Genomic DNA, 14,593 nt, shown 5'->3' on the forward strand with positions numbered 1-14,593 from the left:
TATAGTTCTGGTAGGTGGAGGATACCGATGGTGATAGCGATGCCTGTCTCCTGGCCTGCTACACCGCCGCGGTGTCTTTCAGTTCCGGTTCGATGTAGACCTTCTTGATCTGGGCGTCGTGGTCCTGTAACTCCCGTTCGATTGCGGTGATGGTGTCGTCGATCTCCTCGGTGTCCATGTCGGCGTCGAACGCCACGTCGGCGGTGACGACGGCGCGGCCGGGACCGAAGTAGACCGTCCGGAAGTCCTCGACCTTCGTGACGCCGTCGTAGCCGGCCACTATCTTGCGAAGCGGGCTCTCGGCGTCCTCGGGGAGGGACTCACCGAGCAGCAGGCGCTTGTTCTCCCACGCGAGTGCGATGGCGAAGCCCATCAGCATGATGCCGATGAGGAACGCCGAGATGGCGTCGTAGATGCCGTTCTCGGTGATACGCGAGAGGTAGATACCGAAGAGGGCGATGCCGGCCCCACCCAGGGCGATGGCGTCCTCGGTCAGGGCCGTCAGGGTGGTCACGTCGCTGGTCTTGCGGAACGCCTCGCGGAAGCCCGACCAGTTGTGGCGGTCGATCTGGAGCTGCATCGCCTGGTACGCCTTGATGAAGGCGTAGGACTCGAACAGGATGGCACCGATGAGGACCGCGTAGTTCACCCAGATGCCGGGGAAGGTGAACCCGAGCAGGGTCTCCGGTCCGAGTTCGGGCGGGTGCGGGTGCATGATGGCGTCGAACCCGTGTTTCGCGGACTCCCAGCCCGCGATGCCGAACAGGAGGACGCTGACGAGGAACGAGTAGAAGAACTGCGCCTTCCCGTAGCCGAAGGGGTGACTCCGGGTCGCTTCCTTGCCGGAGTACCGGATGCCGACCAGGAGGAATATCTGGTTGCCGGTGTCGGAGATGGAGTGATACGTCTCGGACAGCATCGCCGGACTCCCGGTGATGGTGAACCCGATGAACTTCAGAATCGCGATCGCGCCGTTCGCGAAGAGCGCCGCGATGACGACGGACTTGCTTGAGGCCATCAGATAAGCGCGCGAGGGCCAGTAAAAAAGCGTTTCCGTTCTCCTACGCTGACACGTACTCCCAGGTACTCCCGTCTTCACCGGGGCCGGTCACACCTGGAAGTCGGGGGAGTCGCGGGCGCAGGAACGACCACCACGCCTCTGCGTCGTCGTAGCCCGCCTGATACTTGGGGTACACTTCGGTCTTGAACTCCCGGTCGGTGACGGTACCCTCGTCGGCGAGGTGGTCCCACGCCGCCCGGACTGCGTCGCGCCGCCAGTCGAGCATCATCTCGCTCACGCCGGGGACGTCCATCTCGGCGACTACCTCGGCGACTTCCTCCTCCCGGGCCGCCTCGGGGTCGAGACTCGTCGGTGTCCCGTGCAGGGACGCAGGGGCGAAGTAGGCCGTCAGCGTCGCGTCCCCGTCGGTCAGTTCCTTCGCGTGGAGGTCACCATCGTCGACCAGTCCGTCCAGGATATCCGCCGCGACCTCGAACGAGACGTCCGTCTCGGCTGCGACCTCCGTCGCGGTCCGTGGCGCAGCGTCGTCGAACGTCGCGAGGACGACCGCGGCTGCGACGGCCCGGTGGTTCTCTTGGCGCTCGCGCTCTTTCGACATGTGTGCACATACTGGGGGCGTGACCAAATCCGTTTTTGTCCGACGAAAATCACGTCACCCCTCGCGTCGTACCCGCTGGTATGCTCGTCATCTGCTCGGATACGCACGCCCGCACCGGCCACGCCCTGTCTGGACGGACTCTCGAGGCGGTGCGTGAGGCCGACCTGGTGGTCCACGCCGGAGATTTCACTACACCAACAGCTCTGGACGCTTTCGGCGAGGAGGCCGACCGGTTGCTCGCGGTCCACGGCAACGCCGACGTCCCGGCGGTCAAAGAGCGACTCCCGACCGTGCGGACCTTCGAGCACGAGGGCGTCAGAATCGCGCTCACCCATCGCCGTGACGGCGGTGACCTGGGCTTACGGATGTTCGGCCGGGAGCGGGGTGCAGACATCGTCGTCTCCGGACACACGCATCGCCCGCGGTTCGTGGAGACACCGGACGTCTGTCTGTTGAATCCAGGCAGTCACGCCCAGCCGCGCGGGAACCGCCCGGCTCACGCCGAACTCGACGTGACGGCCGACGGACTCTCGGGAGAACTGGTTCAGCCCGACGGGACCATCTTCGAACGGTTCTCGGTCCCGTCGATTGGCGCGCGTGAGTGAGACGGCAGAAAGCGGGGACAGGGCAGCACGGTGTCTCGGGCCGGACTCCCCAACCCCGGGCGAGTGTGTCATGACGGTGGAGGGCCGAAGACCCGGGGTGCACCCGTACCTACAGGGGACGTTTCAAAGTAGATACCGTAAGCTCAAACGTGTATTTTACATACGAGACGGGCTCGAACGGTGATTTTCGCCCGATTATGCGTTCTCGGTGTACCAGTACGCGAAGCCAGCGACGAGGACGATGGCACCGCCGAGGAAGAACGCCAGTCCGGGTGAGACGGCCGCCGCCGCGGTGTCCGCAGCGGTGCCGGCGGCCTGTGCGGTCGTCTCGACGGCGGTCGTCGTCGCCTCGGTCGTATTGTTCGCGTTTCCTGCGACGGGTTGCGTACTCGGCCCCGGGGCCGGTGAGCCAGTCGGCCCGCGCGTTCCCCCTCCGAAGAACTGGGCGAGTCCGTCGCCGAGGAACTCCTGGACGGCGACGGCCCCCAGGGCGAGGAGGCCGAACGCGCCGAGCAGTCTGGAGAGGGCGGCTTTCAGCCCAGTGGATTCGTCCGAGCCGCCGGCGAACACCACGAGTGGCTGGTTCGACGGGGCGTACACCTTCATCTCGCGTCCCTTCGCCGAGTACGCCGTGTCGACGACTTCGATTATGTCTGCGTCTTCGAGTTTCTCCAGATGGTACTGTGTGTTCTGGAGCGACGTGTCGACGGTGTCGGCGAGCTGTGAAGGGGTCGCGGGCTCGTCGTGCAGTGCCGTCAGGAGTTGGCGAGCGGTCGACGACGATAACGCCCCGATGAGGTCGTCGGCGTCGTCACTGTCGAGGCCGATGACACGTGGTTCTGCGTCGTCAGCCGCCGACGTGTCCGGAGTGGAGGGCAACAGGTCGGCCATACAGTACGCCTAGTCATCGTTTGGCATGAAGGTTTGTATCTTTTCCGACGGTCCCACCCGGCGAAACGCATAAACGGCGGGGTAGAGAACTGTCGCGTATGCAGACACCGCTTCCAGCCCAGCTCGGTGGGCTCCTCGAGGACCCGTTCACCCTGCTAGTCGTCGGGTTCCTGCTCGCACTCATCTTCTTTTTCTACCTGATGTTCCGTCGGACCATGCTCAGCTTCCGCGAAGGGATGGACAAGGGTTCCGGGAAGAAGCGCTGAGTCGTCGTCTCCCGGCCGAGTTGCCGGACAGTCGTCAGTCGGACAGTAGCGACTACTCGACGCGAACCCGGACCGCGATGCCGTCGGGGTCGGCGACGTGGAAGCCCCCGTCGGCCGCCTCGACCGAATAGCCACGGCCCGTGAGTCGGTCCCGCAGTGCCGCCAGTGACGACTCGTCTGGCAGGACCAGTTCGTACCAGGCCAGTCCGCAGTGGTCGCCGCTGGGGGCCGTGCGGCGGTTCCAGGTGTTCAGGCCCAGGTGGTGGTGGTAGCCACCGGCGGCGACGAAGGCCGCGCCGTCGTACTCGTCGTTCTGGAGCGCGAACCCCACGTCGTCGACGTAGAACCGGATGGCGCGGTCGAGGTCTCCGACTTCGAGGTGGACGTGCCCGACGTCGGTTCCGGTGGGGACGCGGTCGGCGTCTCGTCCGTCGGCCGCGGCTCCCGACCGCGCCGCCGCCAGGTCGTCCAGGTCCAGCGGCAGGGTCTGTATCACCAGCGTCCCGGTGGCCGTCTTCTGCCACTCCTCACGGGGTCTGTCGCGGTATATCTCGACCCCGTTTCCCTCCGGGTCGCGGAGATACAGCGCCTCGCTGACGGCGTGGTCGGAGGCCCCAGCCAGTGACCCGTGTGCCCGGACACGGGCCAGTGCAGCCGCGAGCGCTGGCCTGTCTGGCACCCGGACCGCGAGGTGGAACAGTCCGGCGGCCTCGTGCGGGCGCTCGGGCGCGCCCGCGTCTTCCTCTAGCACGACCAGCTCCTCGCCGCCGGCGGATAGCCGCGCCTCACCCGCCTCGTCGTCCCGCTCTCCGTCGAGGCCGACCACGTCGCGGTAGAACGGGACGGTCGCGTCGAGCGAGTTGACACGCAGGGCGACCCGGCCGACGTGGGTGGAATCGGGAAGTGTGGCGGCGGTCGAATCCGTAGCGTTGCCTGTCACGGGCACAGAGAGGCGCGCAAGAGAAAAACAGGTTTGGGGCGATGGTCGTGTCGGTGCACAGCCCCGGTCGGGCTCGAAACGCGGCGACTACAGCACGTCCGCGACGCGGTCGACGGTCGTCTCCACGTCCGCGGCCTCGACGTTCCAGTGCGTGCAGAACCGGACCGTGGTCGGCCCGAACTTCGAGCCGAGTACGTCGACGGCCTCACAGGCAGCGAGGAACTCGTCGGCCGTCAGGTCGGCCCCGCTCGTGTCGACGAGCACGATGTTCGTCTCCGGTTCGGGGACCGACAGCCCCGGCAGGTCGTCCAGTCCCGCCGCCAGCGTCTTCGCGTTCGCGTGGTCGTCGGCGAGACGTTCGACGTTCCCGAGGGCTTCCAGACCGGGACCGGCGATAATACCAGCCTGGCGCATGCCGCCGCCGAACAGCTTGCGGTTCCGGCGTGCCTTCGCGATGAACGCCTCGGGGCCGGCTAGCATCGAGCCGACCGGCGCGCCCAGCCCCTTCGACAGGCAGAACATCACGGTGTCGACCGACTCGGTGACCTCGTGAACAGGGACATCGAGCGCCACCGCGGCGTTGCACACTCGCGCCCCGTCGAGGTGGACCGGCAGGCCGAGGTCGTGGGCCGCCTCCGCCGCGGCTGCCAGTTTCTCGGGCTCGATGGCGACCCCGCCCTTCGAGTTGTGCGTGTTCTCCAGGCTCAGCAGCCCCGTCCCGGGCCGGTGGGCGTCCTCCTCGACGTAGCCGTCGCGGACCTGTTCCGGCGTCGGAATCCCGCGCGGGCCACCGTCGAGCGTGCGGACCTGCAGCTGGGAGAGCTGTGCCAGCCCGCCGAGTTCCCACTTGTAGATGTGGCTCTCGCGTTCGACCAGTATCTCCTGGCCGCGGTCGGTGTGAGTGCGCGCCGCGAGCTGGTTGCCCATCGTCCCGGTCGGGACGTAGAGGGCGGCTTCCTTGCCCACGAGGTCGGCAGCTCTCGACTCGAGTTCGTTCACGGTCGGGTCCTCGCCGTACACGTCGTCGCCGACGTCGGCTGTCATGGCGGCCTCGCGCATGGCCTCGTCGGGCTTGGTGACTGTATCGCTTCGAAGGTCTATCATGTGTCGCGGGTTCGATTCCGGGGGAGAAATAGGCGGTGGTCCCCGCGCGAACGTATCGGCTCAGAGCGTCTTCTCGATGACGTAGCCCCACCGCTCGTAGTCCAGACCCTCGTAGTACTCGTGGACGCCCTCTTTGGCGAGCGGAGAGGCCAGCGCGATGTGTTCGCAGCCCTGCTCGCGCGCCCAGTCCTCGACGTGCTGGACGAGAGCGGTGCCGTGCCCCTCGCCCCGGTGGGCATCGTCCACGACGAGGTCGTACAGCCAGGCGTGGCGGTCGTGGTGGAGGACCTGCCGGACGAGCACACCGGCGACCCCGACGAGTTCGTCGTCGACGAACCCGCCGAACAGGTGGTAGTCGTCCTCGCCCGTCCAGTCGAGTATCTCGGCTCGGGTGGCGTCGTCCCACAGTTGCTGGAGGATGGGCACCGCCTCACGTCGGTCGGCGTCGGCGGTCAGTTCGCGGATGTCCATGGGTTGGCTTGCCGGGGCGGGCTACTGAAGGCTGGTGGTGGTGTGGGAGTGTATCTGGCGTCGGTTTCGGCTCCCGTAACCGGGCGGCCGTTCGAGCTGGCGGCTTCGAGTGTGGTTCGACCCCGGACAGCCGACGCTCCACTTAGATACGTTCCGTTCCGGCTGCTCTGTTGAAATCCTCCGCTGCCGATATCCCGTCGAGGACGTGCTGAAGAGACCGAAGCGAGGCCGTCCGAACGCTTATTTGCAGTCCCCGGCTCGTTTCTACTAGAGATGGCCAGCACGACTCGTGACAACCGTAACGGTGGCGTCGAGTTCATCTACGAGGATGATGGACGCGTCACCGCGAAGGACATCGAGACGGGTGTCGCTTCCTTCGGCGACGACCGTGCGGAGGCTCTACGAATGCTCGCCGACGCACTCGATGCCTATCACGGGAAGGGCGAGCCAGTTGACGAGAGCGACCTGGCAGCAGAACTCGGTCTCGACGAGGACGAAATCGGGAGCGAAGGCCGCCCACCGTGGGACGAGTAACGTGGGGCGGACGACGTTCACAGGCCGGGAAGTCGCCGCAGTGTGGTGCAGACGATTTCCACTCGTTTTGTGAGTGGATCGATGACCACTGGTAGCGCGTGAGTCTCGGACTGTGACTGTGCTGATGAAACGATTATCGGCCGGTACATTCGTTCATATTCTGTCCGACGCTGGCTGCCGAACGTAGCGGATACAGTCAGGGACGGCCTCCCGTCTGTTTCGCTTTCGAGTCGGTGAATGCGCCGATAGACCGAGGATGCGAGTGAATCGCCGGCGTTCCTGACACTCTCGTGTGGTCTTCCCAGTACCTTGCTGAATACAGAGCGCGTATGCGGCAAGGGCTCCCCCTTTATATTCATCCGCCGACAGGCGGAGGTATGGCGGATGTGACGCAGAAAGAGCGGTTCTATATTCAAGACAGAACTCCCGATAATCGGTGTGGGGTCACAACGAACTATCCAGAGGACTCTCATGAGTATCCCGGGAACGTCACCTGCTGGCGACAACGTTGGAAGGAGATTGGTAGCGATCATTGTCGTTGGCACACGAACGTCCGTAGTAAAGACAGTGAAGAGTTGACTGTCGCTCGAACCAACGAGGCCGAACGTCTTGATGGAGCGATGCTAAGAGGGACAATCCTCGCGGATTCGGTTTCCTTTGCAGGTTGTTCGTTATTCGCTGCTGACTTGACGGAAGCTATTCTTCAGGGGGCTGACCTATCTGGTGTTGACCTCCGGGATGCCGACCTCACCGAGACAAAACTAACCGGGACCGATCTCACAGAGGCCGATGCCCGTGGGGCCACTTTAGTCGGTACCAACTTTGTTTGGGCTAAACTCACCGATGCCAACTTCAATGAGGTTACATTCAAGAACGTCGACTGTTTTGATGCTGACCTGACCAGGGCAAATTTCGAAGGTGCTGACCTCACTTCCACCAAGTTGTATGAGGCTATACTTATCGACGCTAATCTTCGTGGAGCGAACCTCACCAATGCCAATCTTGAGATGTCGAATCTGACTGAAGCCAATGTGAGTATGGCCGATTTCAACGGTGCTGATCTCAGAAGCGCGAGTTTCGAGAATACACAATTATTTTCGACCGAGTTCACAAATGCTGACCTTCATGGGGCAAGCTTCACTGGCGCCTACGCTCATAGCGCAAACTTCACCGAAGCCCGTTTAATCAAGGCTGAATTCACTGATGCTGATCTTACCAGTGCCGAGTTCAAAGCCGCCATGACAGGTGAGTGTGACTTCACAGACACCGATCTTTCTCATGCAAATTTCACGGATGCTGTTCTCATTGACAGTATTTTGAAAGATGCCAAGGCCAGAAATGCCACCTTCACTAATGCAATATTGGAGAATGCGATCCTAACTCGTGCCGATCTCCGTGAGGCATCCCTCGAAAACACCTCTCTTTACGATATTCAGTTCTCTGACACCCGAATCAATAACCAGACATCCTTCGGGTTGGTTTGCAACTACGAAGAGACTCGCGAAGGGCCTTATTTAAACGGTAGTGATACAATCCAACCGATGGAGGCAGCGACATGGGTGTACCGGCGGCTAGAATCGCTCCACGAAGGGAACGCGATGGCCGACTTAACACGTCATTATCATATCCGTAAGGAGGAGGCCCAGCGACTTCTTGACCGTAGGCAGGGTAACTACGGTCGATGGACTGTCGCGACGCTTAACCGGTATCTTTCCCTACACGGTGAAAGCATACAACACCTCCTGAGGGCCTGGGTGGTCACTATCCTCGGGTTTGCAGTACTCTATCCGTTCGGCGGCGGCTTCAACGACAACGGTGAGGTCTACCAGATTCGGCTTGCCGCCGAATTGCCGACGGCAAATGGTGTCATCGCTGCGCTGGAGGCAGTCGTCCGGGGCGTCTACTTCAGCACAATCACGTTTACAACCATCGGCTACGCCAACGTCTCACCCCATGGATTCGGCTCGCGGATACTGGTGGGCTTGGAGTCGCTGATTGGGGCTATCCTCATCGCACTATTCGTGTACGTCCTCGGGCGACGTGTCGCGAGGTGACACTTTGGCCGTGCTGAACTCATCCCCTGTATTCAGCACGCCACTCCTGATAAGGTTGATTCAGAACACTGGGCGAAGCGACAGACCGAGAACTCTTTGTCAGTCACCACTCCTGGCATTCCCTTTGGTTCAACAGGGGCGTTCAGGTCGTCCCTCGGGAGCCCCCATTTGCTGACGCGGCACTGCGTGCCGCGCTCTGCTCGAACCGACGACAGCGCGAGCCAGCCGGCTGGTGGACGCGTGGTCCCTTCGACCAGCCGTGTTTCGCATCGAAAACCGTTTACAACCACTCGGTCGAATACTGGACCATGGACCCACGAGTTCGTGAACACGCCCAGATCGTCGCCAGTCACTCCGCCGACCTCCAGGAGGGTGACAACGTCGTCATCGACGCCCACCCGGTCGCCGAAGACCTCGTCACGGCCCTGTTCGAGGAGTGCGCCGACGTCGGCGCGAATCCGCTGGCCATCAGCCAGCGCACAGGCACGCGGTTCCGACGCGCGTACCTGCGAAACAGCGACGACACCGAGTTCGACCTGCCGAGCCACGAGATGGCCCTGTTCGAGGAGATGGACGTCTACATCGCCATCCGGGCGGGCGCGAACATGACCGAGACGTCGGACGTCGCACCCGAGGTCACCGCCGAGTACGAGAAGGCGCGCCGTCCCCTGCTCGACGAGCGCCTCTCGAAGCGCTGGGTGCTCACGCAGTACCCGGCCGACGCGAACGCCCAGCTCGCCGAGATGAGCACCGAGGGCTACGAGAACTTCGTCTGGGACGCCGTCAACAAGGACTGGGACGAGCAGGGCGAGTTCCAGCAGCAGATGGTCGAGATTCTCGACCCCGCCGACGAGGTCCGCATCGTCTCCGGTGAGACGACCGACGTGACCATGTCCGTGAAGGGTAACACCACGCTGAACGACACGGGCAAGCGCAACCTCCCCGGCGGCGAGGTGTTCACCGCGCCGGTCCCCGACAGTGTCGAGGGGGAGGTGCTGTTCGACAAGCCGCTGTACCACCAGGGCCGCGAGGTCACCGGTGTTCGTCTCGTCTTCGAGGGCGGCGAGGTCGTCGAGTACGAGGCAGAGAAGAACGAGGAAGTGCTGGAGAACGTCCTGGAGGCCGACGAGGGCGCAAAGCGCCTCGGCGAGCTCGGTATCGGGATGAACCGGGACATCGACCGGTTCACGTACAACATGCTGTTCGACGAGAAGATGGGCGACACCGTCCACATGGCGGTCGGCCGCGCCTACGAGGACACCGTCGGCGAGGGCAACGAGCAGAACGAGTCGTCCGTCCACGTGGACATGATCGTCGACATGAGCGAGGACTCGTACATCGAGGTCGACGGCGAGGTCGTCCAGCGCAACGGGACCTTCAGATTCGAAGACGGTTTCGAAGCATAACTGGACCGGTAGCGGCCAGCTGTTCCTGTCTCTGTTCAGGTCCGCTCCTGGTCGGGACGTTCCTGGTCGGGACGTTCCTGGTCGGGAGTCTCCCGGTACCGCTCGAACACCTCACCGTGCGTAAGGGCACCGACGCTCGCGACCGCGACGACGGCGTGCATCAGCACCAACAGCACGAGCACGCCGGGCCCGACGCCCTCGGCCAGCGTCGGCGCGACCACGAACACCGGGACGACCGAGAGGATGAGCACGAACGAGGCGATGCCGGTCATGAGCTTGTCCGTCTCGGTGACGAGTCGGTCCAGGATGACGTAGACGACCGTCGCCGCGACGGCGCCGGCGGCCGACGCCGTGACGACAGAGCCGATGCTCAGGGGGTCGAAGCCGACGGGAATATCGACGAACCGCTGCCCGACGACGAGCAACAGGGTGTTGACGATGACGGCGATGCCGGCACCTGTCCCCCCGCGCTCCGCGATGGCGCGAATCGGCTGGACCGACCGCGTCGGCGCGCGAACGGTGGTTGTTCCCATGCCACATTGTACGGTGTCTGGCATGATAACGCTATTCGGTCCTCCAGTCGGCCGAGAACGTCCAGTCGGCTGGAGAACGGAACTGGTCGTTCGGGCTGTCGGGTGACGTGAACGACCGGGGGATTCGCGTGGTTTTTGACCCCCGCTACTCGCGTTGCTCGTACAGCACCCGCCCCACGAACGACTGTTTCACCTCGTCGTCCTGGTTCTTCGTCTCGACGCGGCTCAACACGAGCCCGACGCCCGGTCGGTAATCAGCGTGTTTTTCCAGCACCTCTGTCTCGACGTGGAGTTCGTCGCCGGGGCGGACCGGGTTGGGCCAGCGGAGCTCGTCGACGCCGACGGCTCCGAGCGCGGCCGTCCCGGGGAAGATTCCGTCCACGAGCAGTCGCATCGTCATCGACCCCGTGTGCCAGCCGCTGGCGACCAGGCCACCGAACAGCGACTGCTCGGCCGCTTCGGGGTCGGTGTGGAACGGCTGCGGGTCGTACTGCTGTCCGAAGTCGGTTATCTCCTCCGCGTCGACGACGTAGCTGCCGTGCGCTCGAGTCTCGCCGACGTCGAGGTCCTCGAAGTACTCCATGCGACTGGGTCACTGCGACGCGACAAAAATCTCGGGTGTGTGGACGGGGCGGCTATCGGTTCACCCGGTCGAGACGAGGTAGACCGACACGCCGGCGAGCGCGATACCGGCCAGCTTCCGGGCCGACGCGGGCTCGTCCAGCACGAGGATGCCGATGATCGAACTCGTCACGAGGAACATCGCGAAGATGGGCGAGACGACGCTCACCGGCCCCTGCGAGAGTGCCTTGTAGTACGCCAGGATGCCGATACCAAGACACGCCCCCGCCGCGTAGACGAACCCCGCCTTCGGGTGCGTGAGGTACTGCGTCGGGTTCTCGCCGGTGTAGGTGACTACACCCATCGTGATGGCGACGAGGATGCCGTTCCCGAGCAGGGTCGCCACGTTGCTCGGAATCGAAGCGTCACCGTTCGTCGCGATGCTCATCAGTGGCGCGACCAGCGTGTAGGCGACCAGTGCCAGTACGGCCCAGAGGAGGTAGTTCATTGGCGGTGTTCCGGGGTGAAGGTGGCTAACGGTTTCGAAGTCAGAAGCGTGCGAGAGGGGGTGGCACGATGGAAACGAGAGGCTCTGTTGAAACCCTCATTCACTGATGGGTCGTTGGGGACGTGCTGAATACAGGGCGCATCTGATGAAGGACCGAACACCGATATCGAGACACAACTCAACAGTCGACGAGGAATTGGAGATAGACCTGTCCATCGTCATCAGAGTCGACTTCGATCACGAGGCTTTCATCAGGCCCGTCGCAACCCGGGTAGAAATGATATGGAGCGATTCGCCTCTCTACATCGGAGAGATCTATCTGGACGATGTATGGCTGTCTTTCAGCGACACCGTTTCGCGTTACTTCGGTGGGATCGCCTGAACTTCCTGCTGAAATATTTATCTGTTCGCTGTAGACACGTGCTTCGCCAAACGTGTCAGCGTTTCGTCTCAGAAGCTTGACTCCGACCATGTGTGATGTCTCATCACGATTGAGAACTATCAGGCCGAGATTCTTCTTCTGTGAAAAGAGGGCCGAACACCCGGAGAGCAATGTACCGACCACAGTTCCAGTAACAGCGAGGAACTTTCGCCGATTCATATACTCGTATATCTGAAAGTAGACTAATGTGTCTTGTGTCGCACTGGACAGGTACATTCTCTGTATGTTGAACGAACTTCACGTCCTGTTCTGAGGAGTTCCATAGAGGCAAACGAGCGTGTGGAGCGCAGGGAATCGACCGGTTGGAGAGCACGATGGGAGTCCCGCGAGCGAAGCGAGGGGATTCGTATCCCCTCTCAATCCGCTTGCTGCTGCTCACGAGTTGTTAGCAACAGCAAGCGAGCACGATGGGATTCGAACCACGGCTTGAAGACCTGAAACAAAGTTTCAGGACTTCAGCCTGAATCGCAAACCGCTTCGCGGTTTGCTCACCCACGACCATCGGATGTCCGCTGGCGGTTCCGGAGCAATCGCATGACGAACCCCATCGACCCATCGCAAGCGTTGACCATCTACCTGGAGCACCGAGAACCCGACCTCGCACCAAGCAGCCTCCGCAGCTACGACTACAGACTGCGGCACTTCGTCACTTGGTGCGAAGAACAAGATATCGACACTCTCAACGACGTCAGTCCACGCGACATCCACGAGTACAAACAGTGGCGTCGCACTGACGGTCACCAGGGAGAGGGCGAGATGTCCAGACCCACAGTGAAGAGCAACATGGACTGCCTTCGCGGCTTCCTCCGCTACATGGAGAAATTGGAGTACGCACCAGACGAACTCCACGACGCTGCTGAATCCCCTGAGCTGCGAGACGACGAGAACGTCTCTGACTCAATCGTCCGTCGAGAGAAAGCAGAAGCCATCCTCGCACACCTGGACAAGTTCCGCTACGCAACCCGTGAACACACTCTCTTCACCATCGCATGGAACACAGCCGCACGTACCGGAGCACTCAGAGGACTCGACCTTGAAGATTACAACCCCGATGAGCAGTACCTCGAGTTCCATCACCGCCCCGAGACAGAGACTCCGTTGAAAAACAAAGAGAACGGTGAGCGGCTCGTCGCACTGAGACCAGAAACCTGCGTCGTCCTCGATGACTACATCGCTGAGAACCGTACCGAGAAACAGGATGAATACGGGCGATATCCACTTCTGACCACGAAAGTTAACGGTCGGATGGCTGCCGGAACGATTCGAGGCTGGGTTTACCAAATGACCTGTCCGAGGTTCTATCTCGACGCTTGTCCACACGAAGAGGAGGGGTGTCGCACCCACGAGAACCAGAACTACGTCTATGAATGTCCGGAAAGTACAGCCCCTCATTCAGTTCGCCGTGGTTCAATCACGGCAATGCTTGAAGACGACGTCCCTTACAGAATCGTTTCGGAGCGGGCACAGGTGAGTGAAGCCGTTCTCCGGAAGCACTACGACAAGCAGTCAGAACGATCTAAGATGGAGCAGAGACGCAAGTTTTTCAAGTAACAGTTCGACCACCACGAGCATTGAAGTAGTATTATTTATATTTTCTACTATGACTGATACTGATTTCTCTGTCTATGGAATGAAGCTCCAGCCGGGAGCCGCAGAGGCTGGAACCGACCCGTTCGAGTTCTGCAAACAGGAGGGCGTTGTTGGCGTAGGCTGGGGGCTAGACAGACGACAGTTCGACACTCTCGACGAAGTCATCGAGAACCACCGTGAGATTCGAGAGCGGCGGATTGAGCAGGGAAAAGAGGCTGGTCGCGTGTTGCAGGATGGCCGTTTGAATGCCGCGCTTCGACATGTACTCGAAAACATGGAACCCGGAGACTTTGTCTGGGTGAACGAGAAGAACAAATTCGCGCTCTGTAAGATCGAGAGCGATTGGGCCGTCTCATCCAACCTCTCTGATGAGGAGTTCGAACGTTTCCACAAGCGCGATATACAGAATTTCCGCCACGTTGATTGGGTCGATATCCCCTATTCATTGGTTCCCGGGTATGTCCGTCGGAAATTCTCACGGCCATTTGGCACGCTCAAACGGATGAATACAGGAATTGACGAAGATTCGAAACAGGTCATACTGGCACTCCATTCGCAGGGCGAACTTGCCTCTGACCGCTCTCTCGACCGAGAACAAATCGCGAAAAAGCTGGCGACCCATGAGCCAGAAAGAGTATTCAATATCCTAGGCTCAGATGAAACGGAGGACATCGTCATAAGTTACCTCCAGTCAGAGGGATGGAGAATAATCAAATCCAGCACCAGCAGCTCGCAAGCAGATATAGAATGTGAGATGCGGAAAGAACGGCATGGACAATCAGTGGCGGGCTATCTCCAAGTGAAGACAGGAGATGCGAGCCTCGACCCAGACACTTATGAAAAGTACTCTTCAGACGGAGAAATGATATTCTTCGTACAATCTGGTGTTGATGTAGAAAACCACAACAATATGTCCGCACTCGCTCCAAAAAAGATCTATGACTACATGGTCTCAGACTACAATTATCTCCCTAGTGACTCTCTTTTGAAACTTGACTTTGCGCTAAGCTATTCTGCTTAGTTCAGAAATAGGGATAAACACGAATGATAATAAAGCGAAAAATGCGAT

17 protein-coding genes are annotated in these 14,593 nt (G+C 61.2%); 7 read left to right on the top strand and 10 right to left on the bottom strand.

What is annotated here, in order from left to right:
* Positions 1 to 58 precede the first annotated feature (58 nt).
* Both ACSC1R_RS05420 and ACSC1R_RS05425 read right to left on the bottom strand, forming a co-directional pair.
* Positions 59 to 1,018 (bottom strand): cation diffusion facilitator family transporter, encoded by a 960-nt coding sequence (locus ACSC1R_RS05420; protein ID WP_439028058.1) that lies wholly within the window; start codon positions 1,016 to 1,018, stop codon positions 59 to 61.
* 43 nt (positions 1,019 to 1,061) lie between these two features.
* Positions 1,062 to 1,619, bottom strand: coding sequence for a hypothetical protein (locus tag ACSC1R_RS05425; protein ID WP_439028059.1), 558 nt, complete (start codon positions 1,617 to 1,619; stop codon positions 1,062 to 1,064).
* An 80-nt stretch (positions 1,620 to 1,699) separates the two neighbouring features.
* On the opposite strand from ACSC1R_RS05425, the gene ACSC1R_RS05430 reads away from it, so the two are divergent.
* On the top strand, positions 1,700 to 2,224 hold the full coding sequence (locus tag ACSC1R_RS05430) for a metallophosphoesterase (protein ID WP_439028060.1): 525 nt from the start codon (positions 1,700 to 1,702) through the stop codon (positions 2,222 to 2,224).
* 195 nt (positions 2,225 to 2,419) lie between these two features.
* Here ACSC1R_RS05430 and ACSC1R_RS05435 read toward each other — a convergent pair whose 3' ends face one another.
* A complete protein-coding gene (locus ACSC1R_RS05435; RefSeq protein ID WP_439028061.1) occupies positions 2,420 to 3,115 on the bottom strand; it encodes an ArsR/SmtB family transcription factor in 696 nt (231 codons plus the stop codon).
* 98 nt (positions 3,116 to 3,213) lie between these two features.
* On the opposite strand from ACSC1R_RS05435, the gene ACSC1R_RS05440 reads away from it, so the two are divergent.
* The gene (locus tag ACSC1R_RS05440) at positions 3,214 to 3,381 is read left to right on the top strand and encodes a DUF7859 family protein (protein WP_439028062.1); all 168 of its coding nucleotides are present in this window, start codon (positions 3,214 to 3,216) and stop codon (positions 3,379 to 3,381) included.
* A gap of 52 nt (positions 3,382 to 3,433) precedes the next feature.
* Here ACSC1R_RS05440 and ACSC1R_RS05445 read toward each other — a convergent pair whose 3' ends face one another.
* The 3 genes from ACSC1R_RS05445 to ACSC1R_RS05455 form a co-directional block, all read right to left on the bottom strand.
* Complete coding sequence (locus ACSC1R_RS05445; protein ID WP_439028063.1) at positions 3,434 to 4,321, bottom strand: VOC family protein; 888 nt, start codon at positions 4,319 to 4,321, stop codon at positions 3,434 to 3,436.
* 87 nt (positions 4,322 to 4,408) lie between these two features.
* Complete coding sequence (locus tag ACSC1R_RS05450; protein ID WP_439028064.1) at positions 4,409 to 5,425, bottom strand: threonine aldolase family protein; 1,017 nt, start codon at positions 5,423 to 5,425, stop codon at positions 4,409 to 4,411.
* Between the two features lie 60 nt (positions 5,426 to 5,485).
* Positions 5,486 to 5,896: a GNAT family N-acetyltransferase gene (locus ACSC1R_RS05455; protein WP_439028065.1), complete on the bottom strand. Its 411-nt coding sequence runs from the start codon at positions 5,894 to 5,896 to the stop codon at positions 5,486 to 5,488.
* Positions 5,897 to 6,169: 273 nt separating this feature from the next.
* Between ACSC1R_RS05455 and ACSC1R_RS05460 the strand changes: the two genes are divergently transcribed.
* From ACSC1R_RS05460 to ACSC1R_RS05470, 3 genes are all read left to right on the top strand, one after another.
* Positions 6,170 to 6,430 carry a type II toxin-antitoxin system HicB family antitoxin gene (locus ACSC1R_RS05460; RefSeq protein ID WP_439028066.1) on the top strand — a complete coding sequence of 87 codons (261 nt, stop codon included), beginning with the start codon at positions 6,170 to 6,172 and terminating at the stop codon, positions 6,428 to 6,430.
* Positions 6,431 to 6,816: 386 nt separating this feature from the next.
* The gene (locus ACSC1R_RS05465; protein ID WP_439028067.1) at positions 6,817 to 8,484 is read left to right on the top strand and encodes a pentapeptide repeat-containing protein; all 1,668 of its coding nucleotides are present in this window, start codon (positions 6,817 to 6,819) and stop codon (positions 8,482 to 8,484) included.
* A gap of 308 nt (positions 8,485 to 8,792) precedes the next feature.
* On the top strand, positions 8,793 to 9,890 hold the full coding sequence (locus ACSC1R_RS05470) for an aminopeptidase (RefSeq protein ID WP_439028068.1): 1,098 nt from the start codon (positions 8,793 to 8,795) through the stop codon (positions 9,888 to 9,890).
* A 35-nt stretch (positions 9,891 to 9,925) separates the two neighbouring features.
* Here the strand turns inward: ACSC1R_RS05470 and ACSC1R_RS05475 are convergent, their stop codons facing one another.
* The 4 genes from ACSC1R_RS05475 to ACSC1R_RS05490 form a co-directional block, all read right to left on the bottom strand.
* On the bottom strand, positions 9,926 to 10,423 hold the full coding sequence (locus tag ACSC1R_RS05475; RefSeq protein WP_439028069.1) for a DUF6069 family protein: 498 nt from the start codon (positions 10,421 to 10,423) through the stop codon (positions 9,926 to 9,928).
* 145 nt (positions 10,424 to 10,568) lie between these two features.
* On the bottom strand, positions 10,569 to 11,006 hold the full coding sequence (locus ACSC1R_RS05480) for a MaoC family dehydratase (protein ID WP_439028070.1): 438 nt from the start codon (positions 11,004 to 11,006) through the stop codon (positions 10,569 to 10,571).
* Between the two features lie 60 nt (positions 11,007 to 11,066).
* Positions 11,067 to 11,492, bottom strand: coding sequence for an EamA family transporter (locus ACSC1R_RS05485; RefSeq protein ID WP_439028071.1), 426 nt, complete (start codon positions 11,490 to 11,492; stop codon positions 11,067 to 11,069).
* A gap of 178 nt (positions 11,493 to 11,670) precedes the next feature.
* Positions 11,671 to 12,093, bottom strand: coding sequence for a hypothetical protein (locus tag ACSC1R_RS05490; RefSeq protein ID WP_439028072.1), 423 nt, complete (start codon positions 12,091 to 12,093; stop codon positions 11,671 to 11,673).
* A gap of 375 nt (positions 12,094 to 12,468) precedes the next feature.
* Here ACSC1R_RS05490 and ACSC1R_RS05495 point away from each other — a divergent pair, with 375 nt between their 5' ends.
* Positions 12,469 to 13,485, top strand: coding sequence for a tyrosine-type recombinase/integrase (locus ACSC1R_RS05495; protein WP_439028073.1), 1,017 nt, complete (start codon positions 12,469 to 12,471; stop codon positions 13,483 to 13,485).
* A gap of 49 nt (positions 13,486 to 13,534) precedes the next feature.
* Positions 13,535 to 14,545: a hypothetical protein gene (locus ACSC1R_RS05500; RefSeq protein WP_439028074.1), complete on the top strand. Its 1,011-nt coding sequence runs from the start codon at positions 13,535 to 13,537 to the stop codon at positions 14,543 to 14,545.
* Positions 14,546 to 14,593 lie beyond the last annotated feature (48 nt).

This window comes from Haloarchaeobius ordinarius (genome assembly GCF_051801355.1).
Classification (GTDB): domain Archaea; phylum Halobacteriota; class Halobacteria; order Halobacteriales; family Natrialbaceae; genus Haloarchaeobius.